The sequence below is a fragment of the Chlorobium sp. genome (assembly GCF_036528655.1).
GTDB lineage: Bacteria > Bacteroidota > Chlorobiia > Chlorobiales > Chlorobiaceae > Chlorobium.
The window spans coordinates 76,839-100,541 of the sequence record NZ_JAIGND010000013.1 but is presented as its reverse complement, the minus strand read 5'-3'; the positions used below and the strand labels follow the sequence as shown (position 1 = coordinate 100,541).

Here is a 23,703-nt window from a genome sequence, read left to right as displayed (position 1 = left end):
CACGGATTGGCACGGATTAATGGGTTAAGCGCTATGGGTGATGTTTTCTTGCTATTGAGCCATCCAGCTGTCTCGCTATCCAGCTATAAGAGGAAGAACGCGGTTCCCGCTGATTGAAATCGGATTTGCACGGATTGAAGACGGGAGTAAAGAGTTGGAGCGAGAAAAATTCTTATGCCGTGCGGAGCGCGATGTTCCCATTCGCGAAGCGAATGATACTCCCTCGATGCGTCAGCGAGAGATACTCCCGGATGCAAAGCACCCGATACTCCGTTTTTTTTGCCTGCGGATTGCAGGAGAGTGGGGAGGTATTGAATCAAAACAAGGGGGAGGACACATATGCTGCGGCTCGATGAACTGAGGGCGGATATCGATGCGGAATTTTACGTGCATGAGGAGCTGAAGGCGCATGAGGTTCGTAAGGTCAATGCGCTTGCGGATCTTATCATCAAGCCGTCGGGGCGGAAGGATCTGCTGAAGCTGCTCGATCTGCTTTCAAAGAACGGTTTTCCGCACCTCGTCATCAACTCGAAAGGGCGCGTGGTGTTTCCCGACGGCCGTTTCAAAGGGGCGGTGATCGTCACCGATATCTCGCTGTAGCAGGCGTTTCCCGGCCACTGCCTGTTTGTTTGCAATCTTGTAGCAGTTCCGTAACGATTCCTCAACAGAAGGAGTGGTAGATTGTCTCACGAATCAGGAGCATGCTTTCAGGCATGGCCGTATTCACGAATGCAACACACTAACCAACACAATCGAGTTATGAAAAAAGTCGCTTTACTGGTCGGTCTGGCAGCTGCCATCGGCTACAACAACGCAGAGGCCGTTGACTGGAACTGGAAAGGAGATATCCGCTACCGTTACGAATCGACATTCAAGGATAACGAATCCAAAGACGACGATCACAGCCGCGACCGTCACCGCATGCGCGTGCGTTTCGGCGTCTACCCCTGGATCACCGAGGAGCTTTCTGCCGGTCTGCAGCTTTCGACAGGCGGCAGCGAGACAACCTCAAGGAACGAGACCTTCGATGATTCGTTTTTAGCCGATGGCATATATCTGAATGAGGCATTCGTCGATTACCACCCGATGTTCCTGAACGGCGACGTCAATGTTATTCTCGGTAAACGGGATGTTGCGAAAACACTCATCGTCATGAAGGATCTTTTATGGGACAGCGATATCACCCTTGAGGGTGCAACCCTGCAGTACGGGAAAGACGCAGACGGAAAGGAGAAGGATGGCGTGAATGCGGTCTTGGGATACTATGCAGTAAACGAGAACAACGGTGATGATAAAGCTGCTCCAGACTATAGGGAAGTTGACGGATATATCGTTTCTGCTCAACTTGCCTATACAGGCGAAGTCAGTGATCTGAGATACAAAATTGGTGCAGGTTATTACGACCTTGTAAATCTTGATGTCAAACGCTCTGATGATCCGGATCTGGGCTCCAAGCCTGATTTTAATTATGAGGGTAAGGATTTCAATATCGTCGAGCTGTTCGCAAGCGTTGGCGGCTCTATTACAGAAACCGTTCCATGGAAAGTGTACGGTCAGTATGCGTTCAATACCGCCTCAAATGATGCGACCCGTTCCGACAGGTACAATATCGATGACGACAAGCGCGACGCCTATCTTATCGGCCTGCAGATCGGCGGCGCCAAGAATCCTGGAGAGTGGGCGGTCAGCGGCGAGTATGTCACCATCGAAAAGGATGCGGTTACCTTCCTTACCGACTCTGATCGCAACGGAGGTTCTTCGACCGATCTCGAAGGCTTCAAGCTGAATGCGACATACCATCTGGTGCAGAACATGACGCTTGGCGCGACCTACATGAACTTCAGCAAGATCGATGACGACAGCGTCACCAATCACCTGCTGCAGGCTGACGTGGTGGTGAAGTTCTGATTGCTTGTATTGCCGTTTTTTTTACGTGTGTGGCTGTTCTTTAGCGGTACGGCTGCCCGTGTGGGGCAGCCGGCTGTATGCCGGGGAAACCGGTTTGTGCGGAGATCTTTTATTGCTTTAACAAATCAAACAATAAGAAAACAATGAATTTTTTCAGGAAAATAGCTTTCAGTGCGGCGGTTCTCGGTTTTATGGCCGCGGGTACTGCCGATGCGGCCAGCAAGATCGTGATGGACGGTTCCACCACGGTCGGTCCTATCGCAAAATCCTTTGCGACCTATTTCACCAAAACCACCGGCGTCCAGGTTACGGTGAGCGAGTCCGGTTCCGGTAACGGTGCCAAAAGCATTATCAACGGGACATGCGATATCGCAAACATGTCACGTGAAATGAAGGACAAAGAGGTTGCTGCTGCTAAAGCCAAAGGAGTCAATCCGGTCGAGCATATCGTTGCTCTCGACGGTCTTGCTGTCGTGGTGCATCCGAGCAATCGGGTGCAGAAGCTTTCGAAAGCACAGATCCGCGATATCTATACCGGCAAGGTTACCAACTGGAGCCAGGTCGGTGGTCCGAGCGCGCCGATCGTGAAGATCCAGCGCGAGTCGAACAGCGGCACCCAGGATTCTTTCGTTTCGCTTGTTATGGGCAAAGGTAATCCGATTTCGAAGCGTGCCGAAACACAGGCCAGCAACGGTGCCGTAAAAAATCGCGTTGCTTCGACTCCCGGTGCCATCGGCTTTATCGGTCTCGGATTCGTGGATAATTCGGTGAAGCCGCTTATGGTAGATGGCGTCGAGCCTGACGAACGCACGGTGAAGAATGGCACCTATCCGATTTCCCGTCCGCTTTTCATGTACACCAACGGACAGCCGACCGGCGTGGTCAAACAGTTCATCGATCTTAAGAATACTGCCGAAGGCAAACGCATGATTTCTGAGCTTGGTTTTGTGAACCGCTGATAGTAACTCTTGGTTTCTTTCCCCGTTCTTTCTTCGAAAAGCCGTCAGCCCCATGACGGCTTTTCGGTTTTATATTCCCGGCTCTTTTCATACTTTCAGATACAGATCAACCATTGCATAACCGATATCTGATATGAGGAAAACGATGAAAAACGTCCTGCTGCTGCTTGCGCTGCTCTCTTTTGTGTTCTCGGCTCCCGTGCACGCTGTGGCGGGCAATACAATAGTTCTTGATGGATCGACTACAGTCGGACCGCTTGCGAAGTCGTTTGCCACTTACTTTACGAAGAAATACGGCGTGAAGGTGACGGTCAGCGAGTCGGGCAGCGGAAACGGCGCGAAAGGCCTGATCAATAAAACCTGTGATATCGCCACCATGTCGCGCGCAATGAAGCCGAACGAGCTTGCAGCTGCAAAGAAAAAAGGCATTGTTCCGGTGCGGCATGTTGTTGCGCTTGACGGCATCGCCATGGTTGTCCATCCGGGCAATCCCGTCAGAAACCTGACCAAGGCACAGATAAAAGATATTTATTCCGGGCGCGTCATCAACTGGAACCAGGTGGGCGGGCCGAATGCGAAAATCGTGGTGATCCAGCGCGAGTCGAACAGTGGCACACAGGAGGCGTTCAAGGAGCTGGTCATGGGAAAAACCGCCCGGATTTCCAGAACTGCCGAAACGCAGGCCAGTAACGGCGCCATCAAGAGCCGCATTGCTTCAACCCGTTCGGCAATCGGATTTATTGGTCTCGGATTTGTGGATCGTTCCGTCAAACCGGTTTCGGTCAATGGCGTTCTGCCTTCGAAGGCAACAGTGAAAAGCGGAACGTATACCGTATCGAGGCCCCTGTATTTCTATACTGCCGACAAGCCTTCCGGGACGCTGAAAACTTTCGTCGATCTCGCAGGTACGCCCGATGGCAAAAGGATGATCACTGAGTTGGGTTTTATCGTCAGGTAACCGGAAGGGGATACAGATGTTATTGAGCAGAGCCGATCCATAATCGCACGTGGTATCGGCTTTTTTATTGTCCTGCCGGAGTTGTTGCATACTTGTAACATTATCCGGTTTTTTCTTGCAGAAAAGGACTGTAGATTGTGGCGTTCGAAAATGAAGACGGAACATAGGTGTTCCGGCAATGATACGGAAATCAATTCCATCGTTATGAGTGAAGATGTCAGGAAAGAGAGCGGCCGCTCCGGAGCATTCGTTGTAAGTGCCGGGAAAAGGAAGTTCCAGAAATTCGCCAAGAGAGTCGGCGAATCAACGCTGCTTCTGATTGCCTCGTTTGTTGCGATCGTCGTGTTTTTCATTTTTTATTTCGTGGCGGTCGATGCCGTTCCCTATTTTCAGGCGAGGGGATTCGCAGAGTTTTTTACCAGCACCGACTGGTATCCGGCTGACGAACCCGGCAAGTTCGGCGCTCTTGCCATCATCTACGGAAGTCTCATGGTTACGCTCGGCTCGACGCTGCTTGCGGTGCCGATGGGTGTTTCCGCGGCGATCTGCCTCAGCGATATTCTTCCTTTTTCAGTCAGGCAATATGCCAAGCCGGTTATCGAAATGCTTGCCGCCATTCCTTCCGTCGCGTTCGGCTTTTTTGCTCTTGTCATATTTGCGCCGCTCCTTCAGACCCAGGGAGGGCCTATTCTCATGTGGGCCTGGTGGGTGCTCGCCGCTCCGTTTCTGCTGCTGGCCATTATCGTCATATCCGATCTCCTGACTGCGAACATCGAGGATCAGAGCAGGCGGCAGCTGATGTCGACAACGCTGCTCGTTGTCTTTGGTGCAGCTGCACTCGGCTTTCTCTACTGGGTCGGTTCTGTGCTGCGGCAGATAGAGATAATGTCAGGTACCAATGCATTGAACGTTTCTATTATTCTGAGTTTCATGGCGCTCCCGACCATCGTCAGCGTTTCCGAAGACGCCTTGCAGGCTGTTGGTCGCGAGTTGCGAGAGGGGAGCTATGCGCTTGGTTCAACCCGGGCGGAAACCATAGTGAGAACCGTTCTGCCGGCAGCGAGCAGCGGTATTCTTGCTGCCGTGATTCTCGGTGTCATGCGCGCGCTGGGCGAGACGATGGTTGTCTGGATGGCTTCCGGCAATTCGTCGCATATTCCTGAACCATGGTTCAACTACCTTGAAGCCGTAAGGACGCTGACGGCTACGATTGCCGGCGATATGGGAGAGGCCGATCAGGTCACCGGTTCGGCACGCTACCATGTGCTTTTCGCCATGGGTCTTTTTCTGCTGGTTATCAGTTTCTTCAGCAATCTCGTCAGTGAACGGATTGTGGTTCGCCAGAGAAAGATCCTTTCAGGTCAGTAAGTACGGGGGTTTCCTGTGCGAATGGGAATGTTTTTATAATCAGAATCTGCAATCATGAACCTTGGAACAAGAAAAATCCTTGACCGTTCGTTCAGCGCCGTCGGCATCGGTTCTATTGCCGTCATGGGAATAGCGCTCCTGATTGTTATCGTTCCGATAGTACATAATGGGCTGGGAGCGGTGTTTTTCACCGAAACGATCGAGCATCGCAACATGCTTTATAATGAATTCGGAAAGGGCGACAAGGCTGAACTCGACAAAGAAAATGCAGCTGCCGAAGCTTATCGAAAGGAGGCGTACAGCCTGCTCGCACGCTTTGAAACGGAGATGGAGACGATGGAGCCTGAACGGCAGCAGGAATTCCGTTCGAAATATGGCCCTGTGCAAACGGCGCTCCGCCATCTTATCGGCCCGCTGCCCGGAGACGAGGAGGCGATTCTGACCAGGTACAGGTATGGACAGACGCGGTGGGAGAAGGCCGAGGAGAAGCTGCATGAGCTGTTATATGAAGCGAAATGGGATTATTCCGATCCGAATGCGATGGCAAAGGAGTATTTCGTCAGCCGTGCCGCCGAGTTCGAGGGCACGTCGCTTGTCAAGCTGTTTCCTTATGTTGAAAACAACCTCGACAAGATGCTTCGGCCCCGGTTTACCATCTACTGGGGTTTTCTGACGGACAGTTCTGTGGATTCGCATATTTTCGGAGGCATCTGGCCTGAAATTCAGGGGACTTTTTTTCTTGCCGTCGGTGCCATGCTTTTTGCTTTTCCTCTCGGCGTCATTGCGGCCATTTATTTTACCGAATATGCCCGCGACGGTTTTTTCACAAGCATGCTTCGCAGCGCCAACAGTACGCTTGCCGGTGTGCCGAGTATCGTTTTCGGTCTGTTCGGTCTGGCTTTTTTCATCAACACACTTAAGGTTTCGGAGTCGAAAAGCGTGCTTGCCGGTTCTCTGACGCTCGCTATCATGATTCTGCCTACCATTATTCGCGCAGCCGAGGAGGCCATTCTTTCCGTACCGAAGACATACAAGGAGGCGTCGCTCAGTCTTGGTTCAACGAAGTGGAACACCATCATGACCGTTATTCTACCTGCGGCTCTTCCGGGGATTCTTACCGGCGGGGTTATCAGTCTCGGCAGGGCTGCAGGCGAAACCGCACCGATCATTTTCACTGCAGCGGTCAGTGTGGGTTCGGCGATAGGTATTGCCGATGTTTTATCGTCACCAACTCCTGCGCTTTCCTGGAATATCTACAACCTTGCAAGCGAACATGAGGCAGCGGCTGAAATTCGCCATGTGCAGTACGGGATGGTACTTGCGCTTGTTTCGATCGTACTGCTGCTGAATCTTTCGGCTATTCTTCTGAGAGCGCGTATTTCCAAAAAATTAAAAGGCTGAGGATCATGCAGATGACAGCAGATGGCAGAGATACATCACAGAAAGAGCAGGTGAAAACCGCTACGCGCGATATTTATCTGCCTTCCGAAAGGAAACAGATATCGGGAGGAGGCATCCCGCATGTCACGGCAAAGGATTTTTCAATCTATTATGGTGAATTTGAAGCCGTAAAAAAAGTCAATGCCGATGTGCTTTCCAAATACGTGACGTCCATTATCGGGCCAAGCGGCTGCGGTAAAAGCACCTATCTCAGGGCGATCAACCGGATGAACGATCTGATACCTGGTTGCCATACTACCGGGGCGTTGCTGTTTGACGGCGAAGATATTTATGGTAAATTCACCGACGAAGTTCTGCTTCGCAAGAAAATCGGCATGGTGTTCCAGAAGCCGAATCCGTTTCCGAAATCCATTTTCGACAATATCGCCTACGGCCCGAGACTGCACGGGATGAACGACAGGAAGCAGCTCGCCGAAGTTGTCGAACGCAGCCTTCGCAAAGCCGCCTTGTGGGATGAGGTGAGCGATCGGCTCGACAGGAATGCCCTCGGCCTCAGCGGCGGACAGCAGCAGCGACTCTGTGTGGCCCGTGCGCTTGCCGTGGAGCCGGAAATTCTTCTGCTCGACGAGCCTACTTCCGCGCTCGATCCCAAAGCTACCGCCAAGATCGAGGATCTCATACAGGAACTTCGCGGCAGCTACACGATCATGATCGTCACGCACAATATGCAGCAGGCTTCGAGGGTCTCGGACTATACCATGTTTTTTTACGAGGGAGTGCTGGTTGAATATGCGCCGACCGCACAACTGTTCACAAACCCGAAAGACCGGATGACCGAAGATTACATTACCGGAAGATTCAGCTAACGAAACCATTTTATCGCCATGTCAGACAGGCCGGTACACGAACATATCAGAGAGCTTTCGGAGGCGCTTGTCGAGCTGTCCAACAAGGTTCTGCAGAATTTTTACGATGCAATGGAGGCCGTCAGGCAACAGGACGAGGAGCGTGCCAGGGCGATCAGGCTCATGGACGACGAGATCGATCTGACCGAGGTCAGGCTTGAAGAGCGCTGCCTCGCGTTTCTTGCCCTGCAGCAGCCGGTTGCCCGCGATCTGCGCACCATCGTGACCATCATGAAGATCAATGACGATCTCGAACGGATAGGCGATCTGGCGGTGCATATCATCGAGCGGATGCCGGAGATCGGTCCGGAGATGCTCGACAAGTTCGATTTCGAGAACATGGGCCGGCATGCCGGCGAGATGACGGCAAAATCCATCGAGGCATTCGTCAACAAGGATCGTATTCTTGCCGATAGGGTCGAGGCTATGGACGAAGAGATCGACGCCATGCACAGCGCCGTATTCAAGAAGGTGGCCCGTCAGATGAAAGATTCGGATGCCGATGTCGATCAGCTGATCGCCGCGCTCAGCATTTCGAGGTATATCGAGAGAATGGCAGATCATGCAACGAGAATCGCCAGCGAGGTCATTTACCTGGTGACCGGGGAAATTGCCCGCCATTCCGACAGCGGTTATGAAAAACTTATCCAGTCTCTTAAAGACTGAACCCTTCTCGACAGAGGCCGGGAGCCGGATGGAAGATGTTTTTTTTTGAATAAACCTTTTTCGTTAGGTAAATTACGCAACATCTCAAAATCCGGTCTTCTTAAACAAGCATGGAGTTCCAAACAATATGGCAAATCTTCTTGGCAAGATTTTCGGAGATGCCCCGAAAGCCGCTGAAACACCGAAAGCATTTACCATTCAGATCGATCCGGCGAAGTTCAATCTCTCTACCAGACCAAGGGAGGCGGTTCATATTCAGCTCGAATCGCTCAAGCAGAAGCTTACCAAGCTTTCTTCGAATGTCGAAAACAACCTGATGCTCGTCATTCGCGCTTCAACGAAGAAAAACGTTGAGCTTGCAGCCTCGGCGTTCAAGTTCGATGAAGAGTATATCCAGAAAGGGAAGTTCGAAATTGAGTATCTCACTATCGCCTATGCTGCGTTCCAGGGGCTGAACGAGGAGCAGCTTGACGTCGTGCGCAATGCCCGCATGATTCTGCAGGAGCTCGAGCGTATTGCCCAGTTCGCACTCAACATTGCCGACAAGACCGCGCATGTACAGTTCGCAAATGTTCAGGATCTGCACAAGGACGAGTATGGCCTGAAACCGATGGGGGATATTACCGCAGAAATGATCAAGAAAGCCGTCGAGGCATTCGTGAGCGGAAACTCGAAGCATGCCCGGGAGACGCTCGATATGATGAAGGAGATCCAGGATCTCTACGACCGGGCGGTGGAGAAGATCAAATCTTCGGTGAACGACCAGAACATTACCAACCTGACAGGCATTCTTTCGATTCTCGATCACGTGAAGGCTTCTGCCGATATTTCATGCTCCATATCGAGCAATTTCTGCTGAATGCTGCAGCGGTTGATGCCATTTGTACTTTTTTTCAGAGAGGGCGGAGCTTATGTTCCGCCTTTCGCGTTATAACGGTTGTCGGTAATGGTTGGCTTTCAAGCCTGAGACGATGAAACAGAAGAAAATTACGATATCGATTATACTGGTCGCCCTGTTTTCAGTGGTGTTCTGGTGGTTTCAGCATCGGAGCGAACCGGTTCGGATTGCGCCGGATTATCAGCAGGCCCTTCCTGTCGCGACGTTTACGGTTCGCCGGGAGTCGGTTCGCGACTCTGTTTCTGTGACCGGTACTGCGGAGGCGTTCACGGATGTGGAAATTCGCTCGGAAACTTCCGGGCTTGTCAGAAAAACGGCAGCCGAGGTTGGCTCCTTTAAAAAAGCTGGAGATGTTCTGTTTGTGGTGGATGACGAATTACAGCGTTCGTCCCTGAAAAAAGCGCAGATCGCCTACGAGAAGGCAGTTCTTGATTACAATCGGTACAAGGCGCTTCAGGCTGAAGGAGCTGTCTCCGTTTCTGTTTTCGAGTCGATGCGCCTGAAGCGCCAGGAGGCAGAGACCGATATGATCGAAGCCCGAAAGCTTTTCGGCAACACGAGAATAACGGCTCCGGTTGCCGGAACTGTATCCCGTAAACTGGTCGATGAGGGTGAAATGGTACAGCCGGGGATGAAGGTTGCCGATATTGTGGATATTTCCCGTTTGCGCGTGAAGTTTTTTCTTACCGAAAAAGAGGTTCGGGGTATTGCTCCGGGGTATCCGTTAACCGTGCTTGCCGGTAACGGGGTTACTCTGGAGGGTCGGCTTGCAACGCTGAGCGGCAAGGCCGGAAGCGGTCGCACTTACGAAGCTGAAGCCATACTTGCGAACCCGGGACCGGAGCCTTTGCGTGCAGGCATGTTCGTGCGCATAATCCTGAAAGGTACCGAAATGCATAACGTTACGGTTATTCCCCGAACTGCGCTTGCCGGCAGCATCATGAGCCCTGACGTCTATGTCGTGAAAAACCGCACTGCGCGTTTACGCAAAATAACCGTAGGCAACGAGTATGGCGATTATCTTGCGGTTGCCTCCGGCCTTTCTGATGGCGAACTGGTGGTGACCAACGGCCAGAACGAGCTTCGGGACGGCATACAGGTAAGGGTTATTGCCCGAACGGAAAGGAAGACGCGCAATGACTCTGACTGAACTGTCCATCAGGCGACCGACCCTGATCGTCGTTCTGTTTTCCGTGCTCGGTATTCTCGGGCTGTTCAGTTACCTGCAACTGCAGTACGAACTGCTGCCGAAGATGACGCCGCCTGTCGTGTCCGTTGCTTTGCAGTATCCCGGAGCATCACCCTCTGAAGTCGAAACATCGGTCACAAGACCGGTCGAGGAGGCTGTGTCGGCTCTCGAGAAGATTTCGACGGTTTCTTCGACCTCGTCCGAAGGGATGTCTGTCGTCACCATTGAGTTTTCCAACGATGCCGATATCGACAAGTCGCTTCAGGACGCCCAGCGCAAGGTCAGCGAGATCCGCAGCATGCTCCCCGATGACGCAAAAGAACCGGTAATAAGCAAATTCGCGCTCGACGAAGTTCCGGTGCTTCGCTTTGGCGCAACCTCTTCGCTGCCTGAAGCAAGATTCTATCAGCTTCTCAAGGATAATATAAAGCCGCAGTTCTCAAGTATCGCAGGTGTCGGCCAGGTCTACCTGACCGGCGGACTTGAGCGGGAGATCAGGGTGAACCTCGATCCTGGCCGGCTTGAATCCTATGGTCTGACTGTTTCGGAAACGCTCGGTTCAATAGGCCGGGCCAACCTCGATTTTCCTACCGGGACCGTCGATACTGCCGAACGCCAGTTTGTTCTGCGGCTTGCGGGTAAATTCGCGTCGCTCGACGAGGTGAAGCAGCTCGTCCTTCGAACAGACGCAGATGGTGGCAGCATACGGCTTGCCGATGTGGCCGAGGTCCGCGACGGGTTCCGGGATGTAACCACACTGACGCGCATAAACGGGCGGAGTGCCGTGGGGCTCATGATCATGAAGCAGAGCGATGCCAATACAGTCGATGTCAGCCGCCTGGTTCGCGAAAGGATAAAAACGCTTGAATCCCTGTACAGCGATGAAAACCTTCGTTTCGATATTGCCCAGGACGCTTCGACTTTTACGCTCGAAGCGGTTACAGCCGTGCAGCACGATCTGGTGATCGCTGTCCTGCTCGTTGCGCTTGTCATGCTGCTTTTCCTGCACAGTCTGCGCAACTCCCTGATTGTCATGGTTTCTATTCCGACGTCCCTGGTCACTACCTTCATCGGAATGTATCTGTTCGATTTTTCGCTGAATCTCATGACGCTGCTTTCCCTGTCGCTGGTTGTGGGCATTCTTGTCGATGACTCGATCGTGGTGCTTGAAAACATCTATCGCTACCTCGAACAGGGGATGGAGCCTCGCGAGGCTGCGCTTCGCGGCAGGAACGAAATCGGCTTTACCGCGCTGTCCATAACGCTGGTCGATGTGGTGGTGTTTCTTCCCCTCTCGCTTGTCAGCGGCATCGTCGGCAATATTCTTCGCGAATTCGCAATCGTCATGGTGCTTTCCACCATGGTAAGTCTTTTCGTCTCATTTACAGTAACTCCGCTTCTTGCTTCGCGTTTTTCCCGCGTCGGGCATCTGCAGCCGGTCAATGCGTTCTCGCGTTTTGCTGTAGGTTTCGAGCGAAACTTCCAGCGTCTTCGGGAGACATATGCCGTAACGCTCGGATGGAGCCTGCGCAATGGCTGGAAGGTTGTTCTGGGCGCCACGGCGCTGCTTCTGCTTTCATTCAGCCTGCTCGTTTTCGGCTTTATCGGAGGGGAGTTCATTGAAGTTTCCGACCGGGGCGAATTTTCAGTGATGATGGAATACGAACCGGGAACCCGCCTCGAGGACACTGACAGCATGACGCGCCAGATCGAGCGAAGGATATCCTCAAAGTCCGAAGTGAAAAAAGTGCTCGCTAACGTCGGAGCTTCTACCGAAGGTTTTTTTACCGAGAGTGCCGATAACGTTTCGGAGCTGAATATCCGGCTTGTTCCAAAGGAAGAGCGCAAAGTTTCGACCGACCGTTTCATGCAGGAGGTGCGCGGCATGCTACAGGATATTCCCGGATTGAAATCAAGCATCAACCCGATCGGCATTTTTGGAACGGCCAACGATACACCTGTCATGGTGATTTTCAGCGGACCGTTCCGCAGCGAGGTGCTTCGAGTTGCCGAAGTGCTTCGTGACAGCCTGAGAACGGTTCCGGGAACTGCGGACGTCAAACTTACATCTTCGGTCGGCAGTCCTGAACTGAGGGCGAGGATCGACCGGGAAAAAATGGCTTCTTTCGGACTGAACGTATCGGATGTCGGCGCGACGCTTCGTACCGCTTATGCTGGTGACGATGCGGGCAAGTATCGGGAAGGTGATGACGAATACGATATCCGTGTCATGCTCGACGAACATTTTCGCCGGGACACGAGAACCATCGGGCAGCTTGCGCTTCGGACGCCTCAGGGCGATCTGGTGCGTCTCGGGCAGTTCGTTACCTTCGAGCAGGATCGGGGATATACGCAACTCCAGCGCAAGGACCGCAACAGTGCGGTCTGGGTAAAGGCCCAGGTTATCGATCGTCCGGTCGGCAGCGTCGGACAGGATATCGAGCGAATCATCGGCAACATGAAACGTGATGGCACAATGCCCGCCAGGGTGAGTCATGCCTACGAGTCGGATCTGAAGCGCCAGGGAGAGTCCTTTTCGACGCTGCTTATGGCTTTTCTTGTTGCCATCGTTTTTGTTTACCTCATCATGGTGGCTTTGTACGATTCCTATATCTGGCCGATGGTCGTGATGTTTTCCATTCCTCTTGCCATCATCGGCGCTCTGTTCGCGCTTGCACTTTTCGGCAAGTCGCTCAGTATCTTTACCATTCTCGGCATCATCATGCTCGTCGGTCTTGTTGGTAAAAACGCCATTCTGCTGGTCGATTTCATTACCAAATTCCGTGCGGACGGGATGGATCTTCATGCAGCAATCATAGAAGCGGGAAGGGATCGGCTGCGGCCAATTCTGATGACCACCTTCACCCTTGTTTTCGGGCTTATGCCGATCGCTCTTTCCGGAAGTTCGGGTTCAGAATGGAAATCGGGGCTTGCCGTAGCGCTGATCGGCGGACTTGCCAGTTCCATGTTTCTTACCCTGCTGGTGATTCCGGTGGTCTATGTCGGTTTCGACAGGCTCAGGCTTCGATTTGATAGGTTGGTAAACAGGTGGCGTCCGGCAGCAAAATCCCGGGATCTTTCCTGATCGGCTCATGGAAGCTTCTTTTATTGTCATTTATCATGCGTTTCCTTTTATACCGAACTGTTATCTTGCTTAAAGAGATTCGTAGACATTCACCTGACAAGTTTCAGTATGCAAGCATCATTCGTCTCCCATCCGGCACTTCTGATCAGCAGGATGGCTCTTGGGTTTTCCTGGATCTATCAGGGGGCCGTACCGAAGCTTGTCTGTCGGAGTTCAGGAGAGATCGAACTGCTCGGACATGTCATACCGGTATACGAGTGGGCCTGCATGGCGGTCAGCTGGATGGGCGCCGGAGAGATCATTTTTGGTCTGATTCTTCTTTTCGCTCGCCGGCTATGGGTGTTCCTGTTCAATATCGTGGCGCTCGCAGCGCTGCTGGTTTATGTGCTGATTTTCGAGCCATATCTGTTTACCGAACCCTTCAATCCGCTGACGCTGAACGTTTCGTTGATCTGTCTCTCTCTGATCGCGATTATTGAGTTGAAAAAAGCCAAGGAAAACAGCTGATTTTTTTTATGAGCCATCTGCAATCTGATATGAGTCTCGATACTGTTGTCCGGCGTTTTTTCGCCGTGTCCGTAGCTGTCATTTCGTCTGCGGCAATTCTTGGGGCAATGGGAGCCTTTACCGGAAGCCATTTTTTGCACCGTATTCATCCCTATATCTTTTTTGTCGGGTTCGGCAATCTTGCAATCCTCCTGCTCAACCGCTATCTGACGGCAGCGATCTACCCGGAGCTTGTCGTAAATCCTCTAAAACAGATGCGCTATATCGTTTCAGTACTTGGAGCGGTCGCTTCCATTACCGTTGCCGTACTGCTGGAGTGGCCTCTTCTGAAAGCCGCCACGGGACTTTTTCTCATGACGGTTGTTGCCGGTCCGCTGATCGAGATATTCAGGACACTCTCCATTAAAAATATCTGGAAAGAGGTATCGGTGCGTTATTACATTTTCGATGTGCTCTTTCTCCTGAATGCCAATCTCGGTCTGTTTACGCTCGGCCTGAAAGAAGCGTTTCCCGATAGCGGCCTCATTCCTTTTTTCGTGACGCAGTCGGCATATTTTCTCGGTTCATCGTTTCCTCTCAGCATCAGCGTTATGGGATTTCTTTACACCTACGCATGGCGGGGATCGTCGAAACGCGAGCTGATGAAGACCCTTTTCAGTCTCTGGTTCTATATATTCGTCGGCGGCGTGCTGCTTTTCCTTGTTGTTATCCTCATCGGTCACTATTTCGGCATGATGCTCATCAGTCATATCCTGCTTTTCGGAGTCATGGCCATGCTTGGCGGATTTGCCATCTATCTCTACAATTTTTTCAGGACGAGCTTCCGCCACCCGGCGCTCGCGTTTCTTCTTACCGGACTTGCCCTGCTTTTCGCTACAAGCGCTTTCGGCATCATGAACATCTATTATATCAAGGGAATACCCTTCGGTTCCCACCCTCCCATTCGCATTGACAAGATGTGGATATACCATTCCCATACCCATGCCGCATTGCTCGGATGGATTACCTTTTCCTTTATCGGCATGATTTATATCGTCGTACCCTCAATAATGAGAGCGGGTTCTCTTGAAAAGCTCAGAAGTCAGAGTGCTCTTTCTGCACTCCTGTCCGGCGAAACCATGAAGAGGGCTTTCCGGCAGCTGACGGTGATGCTCCTTTCGGCAACGGCGGTGCTGTTGGCCTTCTTTTTCGACAATGATATTCTTCTTGGTTGTTCAGGCATTGTTTTCGGTTTTTCCGTGGCTTATCTCCTGAAAAACCTTGTGCCCGAACTCTACCGCGAAAACCTTGACAATCTTGAACGTCATGCCAAATAAGAGAAATGTTACAATCCGTTCGCTGCTTTTTGCGGCTGTTCTCATGCATTCAACTTTCATCCCGGCATCTGCCTTCGATGCTTCGCAGCTGCAGCTTCTCAGAACCGGCGTTAAAGCCTGGAACGCTTTCCGTGTCGAGTCGAGGGGAGCGTTCATCGATTTTTCAGGCGTACAGCTCAAAGGCATGAAACTCAGAGGCGCCGATTTCAGCAATGCCGATCTGTCGGGCGCACACCTTGGCAATACCGATCTTACCGGCGCGGTGCTGAAAGGCGCGAAACTCGATGGTTCGATACTTAACGGAGCCGTTCTTGTCAGGGCTTCGCTCGATCATGCGAGGCTCGATCGAGCCGATATCGAGAGCGCCATACTGGAGGGAGCGTCAATGAAAGGGGCGTCTTTGAGGGCGGCTGTTCTGAAAAAAGCCGATTGCACGGACGTCGATTTCAGCGGTGCCGATCTTCAGGAAACCAACTTCAGGGAGGCGGTGCTTGCCGGCGCAGTACTGACCGGCGCCGATTTTCGTGCGGCTTATCTGTGGAGGGCGGATATGAGCCGTACCGATATGAAGGGCGCCAAAGTATCTGCTACGACTGTGCTATCGTCCGGCAAATATGCTTCGTCGGAATGGGCTTCGGTTCATCAGGTGTTGTTTTCGGGAGATATGCCGAAAACGGCAGCAGGTAACTCTACGGTACAGGATGCTACGGTCGCAACATCGTTTTCCGGTAACCAGGCAGGATCTTCGCGACAGCAGGCGGTGGTAGCGTTTACAGCAAATCCGCACAGGGGCAAGGCTCTCGATGCAGGAAATATCTGGCGCAAGTCGGGTAATGAACATGCGGCATACGATCAGCAGCTGTTCAAAAAGCTCAAGTCGGGTTCGTCCGGCTGGAACGATATGCGCAAACGCCAGAGAGATCTGGTCGTCGATTTTCAGGGTGCGAAGTTTGACGCAAAAAACCTGAGCAATGCTGATCTATCCCATGCGAAACTGCATGGCGCCAGTTTCAAAAAAGCCGATCTGTTCGATGCCGACCTGCGTCATGCCGATCTTTCAGAATGCGATATGCGCGAGGCCGGTCTTGAAAAGGCCGATCTCGGAGGCGCCGATCTTTCCGGCGCGAATCTCTGGAGAGCAAACCTCAGCCATGCTCGCCTGAACGGCGTGAAGGTTTCCTCCGCAACCGTGCTCGATTCCGGCAAAAATGCAACGCCCGAATGGGCGGAGCGTCATGATGCGGTGTTTGTTCAATAGCATCCGGAGGTCCGGAGATCTGTTTCCAAGGAGGTCACTATGAAGTTTTCACGAAACCGGCCGTTCGTGTCGGTTGCCATTCCGATGTACAATAATGCGCGTTTTATCGGTGATACCATACAGTCGATTCTCTCGCAGACGTTCACCGATTTCGAACTGCTTATTTATGACGATGCTTCAAACGACGAATCGTTCGATATTGCGGCATCTTTTTCAGATTCCCGGATAAAACTCTATAAAAATCCGGTCAATCTCGGTCCTGAAAAGAACTGGAACCGGGCGATCAGCGACGTACGGGGGAAGTACGTCAAACTGGTTTGCGGCGACGATATACTTTTTCCTGAATGCCTTGAAAAGCAGGTGGCGGTTTTCGACTATCCCCTGCATGCAGGGGTCAGCCTTGTCAGTTGTCCGCGAACCATAATCGATCCTGAGGGCAAGCCGCTCATCAAGAAGGTTAATTTTGTCTCAGCCGGACGTATCGAACCGGTTGATGTGATACGCAAAATGATCCGTATGGGCACCAACATCATCGGTGAGCCGGTTTGCGGGCTTTATCCCGCAGAACTTATTTCCGGAATCAGCGGCTACCGGGCCGTCGTGCCCTATACCATCGATCTCGATTTCTGGATACAGCTTCTCAAGCATGGCGATCTTTACATGCTCGACGAACCGCTCTGTGCTTTCCGGATTTCCAATGTATCCTGGTCGTCGAGAATCGGCGACATGCGCTATCATCAGTTTATCGAGTTCATGGAACAGGCGGCAGCCGACAAAAGCCATGAAGTTACCGATCTGGATATGTTCATCGGCAGGATCAACTGCGCCGTGCAGTCCATGACCAGCCTTATGGGTTTCAAACTGTTCGCCAGTTACGAGTGATAACGAAAAACTACAGGCAATGAGACTCAGGGGGAAAACGGCTCTTGTCACAGGAGGCGCAGGAGGTATAGGGAGCGCGACAGCCCGATGTTTTGCCGAAGAAGGAGCTCGCGTTATCATTGGCGATATCGATACCACCGGTTGCGATTCGGTATGCGCAGGAATCAGGCAGCAGGGCGGAGATGCCTCATGGGCTTTTGTCGATGTGAACAGCGAAGAGCAGATCGCCGCTCTGTTTGCATCGATACGTGAACAGCACGGGAGACTCGATATTCTGGTCGCAATCGCCGGAGGCGATCTCGACCCGTTCACTCCCCCTGATGAGATCACCGGTAGCGCCATCGACAGCAACCTCGGGCTCAATCTCCGTTCGTGTATGCTCTGCTGTCGGGAAGCGGCAAGAATCATGAAACATCAGCAGTACGGCAGGATCGTCACGATGAGTTCTCTGGTTTACAGGGGTGCGCAGGGACAGTTTTCCTATGCTGCGGCCAAAGGAGGAATTGCGGCATTCACACGATCTCTTGCCATGACGCTTGGCAGCAGCAATATAACCGTCAATGCGCTTGCTCCGTCGCTTGTCGATGTTCCGGTATTCCGAAAAGTGCTCGGACGGGAGCGGTGGGAGGCTCTTCTTCGGGAGAGCGCATCCCGGTATCCTCTCAATCGAGTTGCCCAGCCTTCGGACGTTGCCAAAGCCGCCCTCTTTCTTGCTTCGGACGAGGCCGCCTTCATTACCGGACAGATTCTTGAAATTTCGGGCGGAGCGCGGCTCTGAACTGACAACCTTGTGATTAACCCTTTGTTTTGCTGATATTGCTGTAACGACCGGTTTTCGATTACGATTGTTCATCACCAACCTTTTTAATCTGAAGGAGCAAAAGCTATGTCCATCGAATCCGCAAAGCAGTTTCTTTCGAGACTTGCCGAAGAGGAAGCGTTTCGCAGCACTCTCGTCCGTCAGCTTTCCGAAAAGCGTCGCGAACTTATCGCCTCGGCAGGCTATTCGTTTACCGAGCAGGAACTCGAAGAGGCCAAATCCTCGCTTGCTCCCGGAGCTCTCGGCCATGTTGCCGGATGGTTCTGCGATGTTGAAGACGATAAAAGGGTGTTCCGCGGGCGCCGGTGCGGAGGCGGGCTCTGGCATTGATCGTGTTTTTTTGATGCCGATCCCGTTTCTGTCTTTTTTCTCAACCTTCAATCCCCATGCCATGAAACCTATCTGCATCAACAACTACTGTTTCGACCGTATTCATACGTGGATTCAGTACGACTGGCGGTTTCCGCAGTTTATCGAAGTCGTTATCGAGGTGTTTTATCCGAAGAACCTCGATGCCAACGGTCTGGTAATGTTCAGTCACGGATTTCTCATCGGCAACGATCTGCTGTTCTATCCGAAAAAGATTGTCGGGGCATTCCTGGAAGACAATCCGCTTTTCGGCATCAATCCGTCGGCATACTATAACTACAGCGCTTCGATTGTAGAAAAAAACTGGGCAATGGCTTTCGTGACGGCTTCTCACATGCAATCCGTCGCAATGCCCTGGGTGGATTTCGGCGGCAATCCGCGCGTCGGTCAGGATGCTTATGCAGCTGCTTCCTATCTGATCAAATACGGCGCTACGGACGAATTCTATAAAATCGACGAACAGAACAGGACTCGTTCCTTCTTTGAAAAAGAACTTGCCGGCAGGACCCGGTTCATGAAAAGCAATAATGTGATTTTTGCCGGACACTCCGTCGGAGGAGCGCATGCTCAGGTTGCGGCGGTAGGTTTCGATAACCTGCAGGCTATCGGTAAAAGCACCTTGCGCCCATTCGACCCCGTTCTGTACGATCGCGAGTTCCTTCCGTTGTTTTCGTGTCCAATGTCTGAGTGGCGTGAGGAGCACAGGGCAAAACCGGTAGGCCTGATCCAGCTCTCGCCGGTCGATATGCAAGCTCCGCTGCTTGCGCCGGGCATGAAGCCATACCGCGAGACCCTTGCCGCTATGCAGATGCCGTCAGTTATGGTTATCGGAAATTGTGATTGTGCCACGCTCAGGAGTTCCAGGCCGAAATCATGGTCATCCGATCCGAAAGATGAGACTCAGTTCACTCAGCTCTCTTCTTCGGGGAGCTGGGCTGCGGTCGCCAGAGTCGATAAAGGAAGCCATTGCGGTTATCTGACAGAGAAAAGCCTGATATGCGAAACAGCTGATATGCAGTTCAGCTGCAGTCTCTGCCCCGATGTCGAGGTTTATCCTCCACAGGGGGCAGAAACGGTCTTTACAACCGAACTGTTCAGGCGGTTCATCGGGTTATACCATCACACGGAACCGTTCAAGGGCTCGTTCAGCGACTGGAAGGTGAGCTCGTTCATGCAGTGGCTGAACCAGCCAAGTCCGCAACATGGTTCTGTCGATCTGGCGGCGTTCGATGACGGCGAGTATGTCGATTATGCAAGAAACATATCGTAACTGATCTTTTCATAGTATTCTGCAGGTTGCAAAGCCTGCAGTTTTTTTCCACCCGGACGGATTTCCGTTCGGGTGCGTTCCCTTTTGTGCAAGGAATTGTAAACCTGCGCAAATGGTTAATCCTTTTAACGCGAGGGGATGGCGTTTTCCTCTGTTCGTATGTAACTGCTATTATAAAGATGGAATTGAAAATATTTGTACTTTCCACTCAACAGTGCCGCTTTTCGGGCGGCAATCCGTGAGTGTGATCAAGTTTGAAAAGGTTTTATTGCAATGATGTTAACCACAGCACCTGAGACGGCAAAGGTTTTGCATACCGTTCCCAGGGAAATACCGTTCAATTATACTTCAGCCGACGACCGACAGGCAATTGCGTCGCTTCTGGGGACTGCTATTGTAAAAACGCTCGACGAACTTCGCGAACATCGCGTGACAGGACGTTCGGCAAGGCTTCTTATGAGCATCCTCGGAGAGATTCTCATTCATCGTCGAAACCCCTATCTTTTTCAGGAACTGGTGGATTCCTTTCAGAGGAGGCAGCGTTTGTTCGAGCGCGCTGCCAAAGAACTCGATATCATAGCCAATTCGGCCAACGGCGAAACAAGGGTAATTACCATTGTCGCCGCTGTGCGCGAACAGCTCGACCGGTTCCGTTCTGCGGTGGAGAATACTCCTGAATTGCGCCGCAAGCTGAAGCGTGAGCTCGGCGGGGTGGTCGGATTGAAAAACGTTCTCTTCGATCCTTTTTCTCTGGCCGCGCATGCCACCGATGCAACCGACTGGAGGCTTCACCTGCCGGTCGCTGTCGTCACGCCCTCCGAGGAGCACCAGGTTGCCCCGCTTGTGACCGCAATTGCAAGCCTTGGTCTCAAGATCATTCCCCGCGGAGCCGGAACCGGTCTGACCGGAGGAGCGGTGCCGCTTCGTTCGCGCTGCGTGATCATCAACATGGAGAAACTCAATCGCATCAGGGGCATTTCAATGCGCGATTTTTCCCTTGCCGACGGCACACTTCGCCAGTGGCCGGTTATCGAGGTGGAAGCCGGCGTTGTGACGGAGAAAGCCATGCATGAAGCCGAAGATCAGGGTCTTGTTTTCGCAACCGATCCAACGAGCGAATGGTCGTGCACCATAGGCGGCAATATAGCTGAAAACGCCGGAGGTAAAATGGCTGTCCGGTGGGGAACGTGCATCGACAATCTCGTGGAATGGCGCATGGCCATGCCTTCGGGTGAACGGTGGACCGTCAGGCGCACCGATCATCAGCTGCGCAAGATTCTCCATGAGGATACCGTAGCCTATGAGGTGACCGATGAATCGGGCAGACACATCGACCGTATTGAGCTTCGCGGAACCGATATCCGGAAAAAGGGGCTTTGGAAGGATATTACCAACAAGGCGCTCGGCGGAGTGCCGGGGCTGCAGAAAGAGGGAACGGACGGAGTGATCACTTCGGCGGTCTTCGTGCTTTATCCCCGTTACCCCGAAAAGAAAACCATCTGTCTGGAATTTTTCGGCCAGGATATGGATGAGGCCAGCCGGGTGATCGTGGAGCTTTCGAAGATTTTTCCTCTTCCGTTCAACGACGAGGAGGCTCTGCTTGCGCTCGAACATTTCGACGACGAGTATGTCAGGGCCATAGATTACAAAGTGAAAGCTCCGCGTCCGCAGACGCCAAAAGCCGTGCTGCTTATCGATATCGCAGCGCGGTCTTCCGGCGATTTGCTGCGTGGCGTCGAGCGTGTTGAAAAACTGCTCGAACGGTACCCGAATACCCTGATGTTCGTAGCCCGCGACAACGCCGAATCGGTAAGGTTCTGGGCGGACCGCAAGAAGCTCAGCGCAATTGCGCGCAGGACCAATGCTTTCAAACTTAACGAGGATATCGTTATTCCGCTCGAGGCGCTTGCCGAGTTCGCGCGTTTTATCGATCATCTCAATACCTCCGAGGAGCGATACTCACAGCTCCGGTTCATCGAGCGGGCAGAAGAGATACTTACCACCGCGAAAGTCAACGAAGACGGTGGGCAATTCGCTTCAAAGGTGCCTGCGGGTCTCGATCTCTGCAGAGGGTTTCGTCTGAAGGTGCTCGAAGCCCCGGACGAACGGCTTCGTTCGCTGGAGCTGCTGCATGAACTTGCCGGGGAACTTGCCGAACTGCTGCAGGGTTACCCGAAAATTATCGGATCCGTCGAGCAGGCTAACCAGTATGTCCGCAACAGCCGCATAGCTATAGCCACCCACATGCATGCGGGAGACGGCAACGTTCATGTGAACATTCCCGTGCTTTCGAACGACCGTACCATGCTTGAACGCGCCGACAAGGTTGTCGACCAGGTGATGGAGAAGGTTGTTTCACTTGGTGGCGTGGTTTCCGGGGAGCACGGCATAGGTGTTACCAAGCTGAAATATCTCGACGCATCGATTGTCGAAGAACTTGCCCGTTACCGGAAAAGAGTCGATCCCCAGGGCCTCATGAATCCCGGCAAACTTGAGGATATTGAGGTGCTTGGTCATATTTTCACTCCTTCGTTCAACCTGCTCGAACTCGAAGCGCACATTCTGAAGCGGGCGAAGATCGAAGAGCTCTCGAAAAAGGTAGATACCTGCATCCGCTGCGGCAAGTGCAAGACCGATTGCTGCGTCTACTATCCGGCTCGGGGAATGTTCTACCATCCGCGAAACAAGAACCTCGCCATCGGTTCGCTCATTGAGGCGCTGCTGTTCGATGCCCAGCGCGAGCGCTCTACCGATTTCGAGCTCCTTCAGTGGCTCGACGAGGTTGCCGATCATTGCACTATATGCCACAAGTGCCTGAAACCCTGTCCGGTGGATATCGATACCGGGGAGGTTTCCGTTCTCGAACGCGAATTGCTTGCCGGAAGGGGGTTCAAGCACTCCTCGCCGATTACGGAAATGACCCTCCACTATCTCGACAGTCGTTCGCCCTTTTTCAACAAGGTGTTTCGAAACGCAGTGCTTCGTTTCGGCGGAGCAGCGCAGCGGGCTGGCAGCCGCATTTCGGCTCCGATGCAGCCCGAAGACGATCCTCCGTCGTTCTATCCGCTCAGGCTTCTGCGTTCGGCGGTTCCTCCGGTACCTGATCAAACCCTGCGTGATGTGCTGCCCGAGTGCGGCCAGGATCAGGTGCTGGTGTTCGATCCTTCGGGAGAGATCGGTAGCACGGTCTTTTATTTTCCCGGCTGCGGCTCCGAGCGCCTGAACTCCGCAATTTCCATGGCGGCATTGCACGTGCTGCTTGAAACCGGCACGAGGGTTGTTCTGCCTCCGCCGTTCCTCTGCTGCGGCTTCCCTGCGCATGTGAACGCCAAGAGCGAACAGTATTCAAGCATTGTGCTGCGCAATACCGTGCTTTTCAGCCAGATCCGCGAGATGTTCTCCTACCTCGATTTCGATGCCTGCGTGGTGACCTGCGGCACCTGCCTCGAGGGTCTCGATTCCATCGAAACCGGCAAATTGTTCGGCGGACGTATCATGGATGCCGCGGCATACGCTCTTGAAAAAGGTCTCAGGCTGGGCGGAGACGGCAAATATCTCTACCATGCTCCATGCCACGATTCACTGGGCGGCAAGGCTGTCGAAACGCTTCGAAAGTTCGGCGGGTTCGGATCCGTTGAAGCCGTACCTCATTGCTGTTCGGAAGCGGGCACCCTTGCTCTTTCGCGTCCGGACATTACCGACGCTATGCTGCATCGCAAGCGCGATGCCATTCGTGATGCAATGAACGGAACACCGCATCAGGTTATACTGACGAACTGCCCTTCATGCGTCCAGGGGCTCGGCAGGAATATGGATCTCGGCATCGAGCCGAAACATCTTGTTGTGGCGCTTGCCGAGAAGCATTCGGGCGCCGGTTGGACGGAAATACTTTTCAGACAGGCGAGCGGGGCATCGGCGGTGAGTTTCTGATTGTTTGTTCCGGC

Annotated in this window: 19 protein-coding genes; all 19 read left to right on the top strand. The window is 52.8% G+C overall.

Annotated features, from left to right (window positions below; all coding sequences use genetic code 11):
* The first annotated feature begins 339 nt into the window (after window positions 1–339).
* On the top strand, window positions 340–600 hold the full coding sequence (locus K4305_RS05005) for a hypothetical protein (RefSeq protein ID WP_331561289.1): 261 nt from the start codon (window positions 340–342) through the stop codon (window positions 598–600).
* A gap of 159 nt (window positions 601–759) precedes the next feature.
* Entirely contained in the window at window positions 760–1,908 is a 1,149-nt protein-coding gene (locus K4305_RS05000; RefSeq protein ID WP_331561288.1) for a putative porin, read from the top strand.
* Window positions 1,909–2,051: 143 nt separating this feature from the next.
* A complete protein-coding gene (locus K4305_RS04995) occupies window positions 2,052–2,867 on the top strand; it encodes a phosphate ABC transporter substrate-binding protein (RefSeq protein ID WP_331561287.1) in 816 nt (271 codons plus the stop codon).
* A gap of 133 nt (window positions 2,868–3,000) precedes the next feature.
* The gene (locus K4305_RS04990; RefSeq protein ID WP_331561286.1) at window positions 3,001–3,825 is read left to right on the top strand and encodes a phosphate ABC transporter substrate-binding protein; all 825 of its coding nucleotides are present in this window, start codon (window positions 3,001–3,003) and stop codon (window positions 3,823–3,825) included.
* Window positions 3,826–4,029: 204 nt separating this feature from the next.
* Entirely contained in the window at window positions 4,030–5,193 is a 1,164-nt protein-coding gene (locus K4305_RS04985) for a PstC family ABC transporter permease (RefSeq protein ID WP_331561285.1), read from the top strand.
* A 54-nt stretch (window positions 5,194–5,247) separates the two neighbouring features.
* Window positions 5,248–6,594 carry a phosphate ABC transporter permease PstA gene (pstA, locus tag K4305_RS04980; RefSeq protein WP_331561284.1) on the top strand — a complete coding sequence of 449 codons (1,347 nt, stop codon included), beginning with the start codon at window positions 5,248–5,250 and terminating at the stop codon, window positions 6,592–6,594.
* A 5-nt stretch (window positions 6,595–6,599) separates the two neighbouring features.
* Window positions 6,600–7,460 carry a phosphate ABC transporter ATP-binding protein PstB gene (pstB, locus tag K4305_RS04975; RefSeq protein ID WP_331561283.1) on the top strand — a complete coding sequence of 287 codons (861 nt, stop codon included), beginning with the start codon at window positions 6,600–6,602 and terminating at the stop codon, window positions 7,458–7,460.
* A gap of 18 nt (window positions 7,461–7,478) precedes the next feature.
* The gene (gene phoU, locus K4305_RS04970; RefSeq protein WP_331561282.1) at window positions 7,479–8,165 is read left to right on the top strand and encodes a phosphate signaling complex protein PhoU; all 687 of its coding nucleotides are present in this window, start codon (window positions 7,479–7,481) and stop codon (window positions 8,163–8,165) included.
* Window positions 8,166–8,292: 127 nt separating this feature from the next.
* Window positions 8,293–9,024: a PhoU domain-containing protein gene (locus K4305_RS04965; protein WP_331561281.1), complete on the top strand. Its 732-nt coding sequence runs from the start codon at window positions 8,293–8,295 to the stop codon at window positions 9,022–9,024.
* Between the two features lie 112 nt (window positions 9,025–9,136).
* Window positions 9,137–10,213, top strand: a complete 1,077-nt coding sequence (locus K4305_RS04960; protein WP_331561280.1) for an efflux RND transporter periplasmic adaptor subunit — start codon at window positions 9,137–9,139, stop codon at window positions 10,211–10,213.
* A complete protein-coding gene (locus tag K4305_RS04955) occupies window positions 10,200–13,337 on the top strand; it encodes an efflux RND transporter permease subunit (RefSeq protein WP_331561279.1) in 3,138 nt (1,045 codons plus the stop codon). Before K4305_RS04960 ends, K4305_RS04955 begins: the two co-directional genes overlap by 14 nt.
* A 108-nt stretch (window positions 13,338–13,445) precedes the next feature.
* A complete protein-coding gene (locus K4305_RS04950; protein ID WP_331561278.1) occupies window positions 13,446–13,844 on the top strand; it encodes a DoxX-like family protein in 399 nt (132 codons plus the stop codon).
* 8 nt (window positions 13,845–13,852) lie between these two features.
* Window positions 13,853–15,160: a hypothetical protein gene (locus K4305_RS04945; protein WP_331561277.1), complete on the top strand. Its 1,308-nt coding sequence runs from the start codon at window positions 13,853–13,855 to the stop codon at window positions 15,158–15,160.
* A gap of 43 nt (window positions 15,161–15,203) precedes the next feature.
* Window positions 15,204–16,418 (top strand): pentapeptide repeat-containing protein, encoded by a 1,215-nt coding sequence (locus K4305_RS04940; RefSeq protein WP_331561276.1) that lies wholly within the window; start codon window positions 15,204–15,206, stop codon window positions 16,416–16,418.
* A gap of 39 nt (window positions 16,419–16,457) precedes the next feature.
* Complete coding sequence (locus tag K4305_RS04935; protein ID WP_331561275.1) at window positions 16,458–17,300, top strand: glycosyltransferase family 2 protein; 843 nt, start codon at window positions 16,458–16,460, stop codon at window positions 17,298–17,300.
* Window positions 17,301–17,319: 19 nt separating this feature from the next.
* Window positions 17,320–18,078 (top strand): SDR family NAD(P)-dependent oxidoreductase, encoded by a 759-nt coding sequence (locus tag K4305_RS04930; protein ID WP_331561274.1) that lies wholly within the window; start codon window positions 17,320–17,322, stop codon window positions 18,076–18,078.
* A gap of 108 nt (window positions 18,079–18,186) precedes the next feature.
* Window positions 18,187–18,450 carry a Nif11-like leader peptide family RiPP precursor gene (locus K4305_RS04925; protein ID WP_331561273.1) on the top strand — a complete coding sequence of 88 codons (264 nt, stop codon included), beginning with the start codon at window positions 18,187–18,189 and terminating at the stop codon, window positions 18,448–18,450.
* A 61-nt stretch (window positions 18,451–18,511) separates the two neighbouring features.
* On the top strand, window positions 18,512–19,759 hold the full coding sequence (locus tag K4305_RS04920) for a hypothetical protein (protein ID WP_331561272.1): 1,248 nt from the start codon (window positions 18,512–18,514) through the stop codon (window positions 19,757–19,759).
* A 273-nt stretch (window positions 19,760–20,032) separates the two neighbouring features.
* A complete protein-coding gene (locus K4305_RS04915) occupies window positions 20,033–23,689 on the top strand; it encodes a DUF3683 domain-containing protein (RefSeq protein WP_331561271.1) in 3,657 nt (1,218 codons plus the stop codon).
* The last annotated feature ends 14 nt before the right edge of the window (window positions 23,690–23,703 follow it).

Bases quoted from the DNA above. Each gene is read 5' to 3' on its own strand.
- K4305_RS05005 (WP_331561289.1), top strand. From the start codon at position 340: ATGCTGCGGCTCGATGAACTGAGGGCGGATATCGATGCGGAATTTTAC.
- K4305_RS05000 (WP_331561288.1), top strand. From the start codon at position 760: ATGAAAAAAGTCGCTTTACTGGTCGGTCTGGCAGCTGCCATCGGCTAC.
- K4305_RS04995 (WP_331561287.1), top strand. From the start codon at position 2,052: ATGAATTTTTTCAGGAAAATAGCTTTCAGTGCGGCGGTTCTCGGTTTT.
- K4305_RS04990 (WP_331561286.1), top strand. From the start codon at position 3,001: ATGAGGAAAACGATGAAAAACGTCCTGCTGCTGCTTGCGCTGCTCTCT.
- K4305_RS04985 (WP_331561285.1), top strand. From the start codon at position 4,030: ATGAGTGAAGATGTCAGGAAAGAGAGCGGCCGCTCCGGAGCATTCGTT.
- pstA (WP_331561284.1), top strand. From the start codon at position 5,248: ATGAACCTTGGAACAAGAAAAATCCTTGACCGTTCGTTCAGCGCCGTC.
- pstB (WP_331561283.1), top strand. From the start codon at position 6,600: ATGCAGATGACAGCAGATGGCAGAGATACATCACAGAAAGAGCAGGTG.
- phoU (WP_331561282.1), top strand. From the start codon at position 7,479: ATGTCAGACAGGCCGGTACACGAACATATCAGAGAGCTTTCGGAGGCG.
- K4305_RS04965 (WP_331561281.1), top strand. From the start codon at position 8,293: ATGGCAAATCTTCTTGGCAAGATTTTCGGAGATGCCCCGAAAGCCGCT.
- K4305_RS04960 (WP_331561280.1), top strand. From the start codon at position 9,137: ATGAAACAGAAGAAAATTACGATATCGATTATACTGGTCGCCCTGTTT.
- K4305_RS04955 (WP_331561279.1), top strand. From the start codon at position 10,200: ATGACTCTGACTGAACTGTCCATCAGGCGACCGACCCTGATCGTCGTT.
- K4305_RS04950 (WP_331561278.1), top strand. From the start codon at position 13,446: ATGCAAGCATCATTCGTCTCCCATCCGGCACTTCTGATCAGCAGGATG.
- K4305_RS04945 (WP_331561277.1), top strand. From the start codon at position 13,853: ATGAGCCATCTGCAATCTGATATGAGTCTCGATACTGTTGTCCGGCGT.
- K4305_RS04940 (WP_331561276.1), top strand. From the start codon at position 15,204: ATGCATTCAACTTTCATCCCGGCATCTGCCTTCGATGCTTCGCAGCTG.
- K4305_RS04935 (WP_331561275.1), top strand. From the start codon at position 16,458: ATGAAGTTTTCACGAAACCGGCCGTTCGTGTCGGTTGCCATTCCGATG.
- K4305_RS04930 (WP_331561274.1), top strand. From the start codon at position 17,320: ATGAGACTCAGGGGGAAAACGGCTCTTGTCACAGGAGGCGCAGGAGGT.
- K4305_RS04925 (WP_331561273.1), top strand. From the start codon at position 18,187: ATGTCCATCGAATCCGCAAAGCAGTTTCTTTCGAGACTTGCCGAAGAG.
- K4305_RS04920 (WP_331561272.1), top strand. From the start codon at position 18,512: ATGAAACCTATCTGCATCAACAACTACTGTTTCGACCGTATTCATACG.
- K4305_RS04915 (WP_331561271.1), top strand. From the start codon at position 20,033: ATGATGTTAACCACAGCACCTGAGACGGCAAAGGTTTTGCATACCGTT.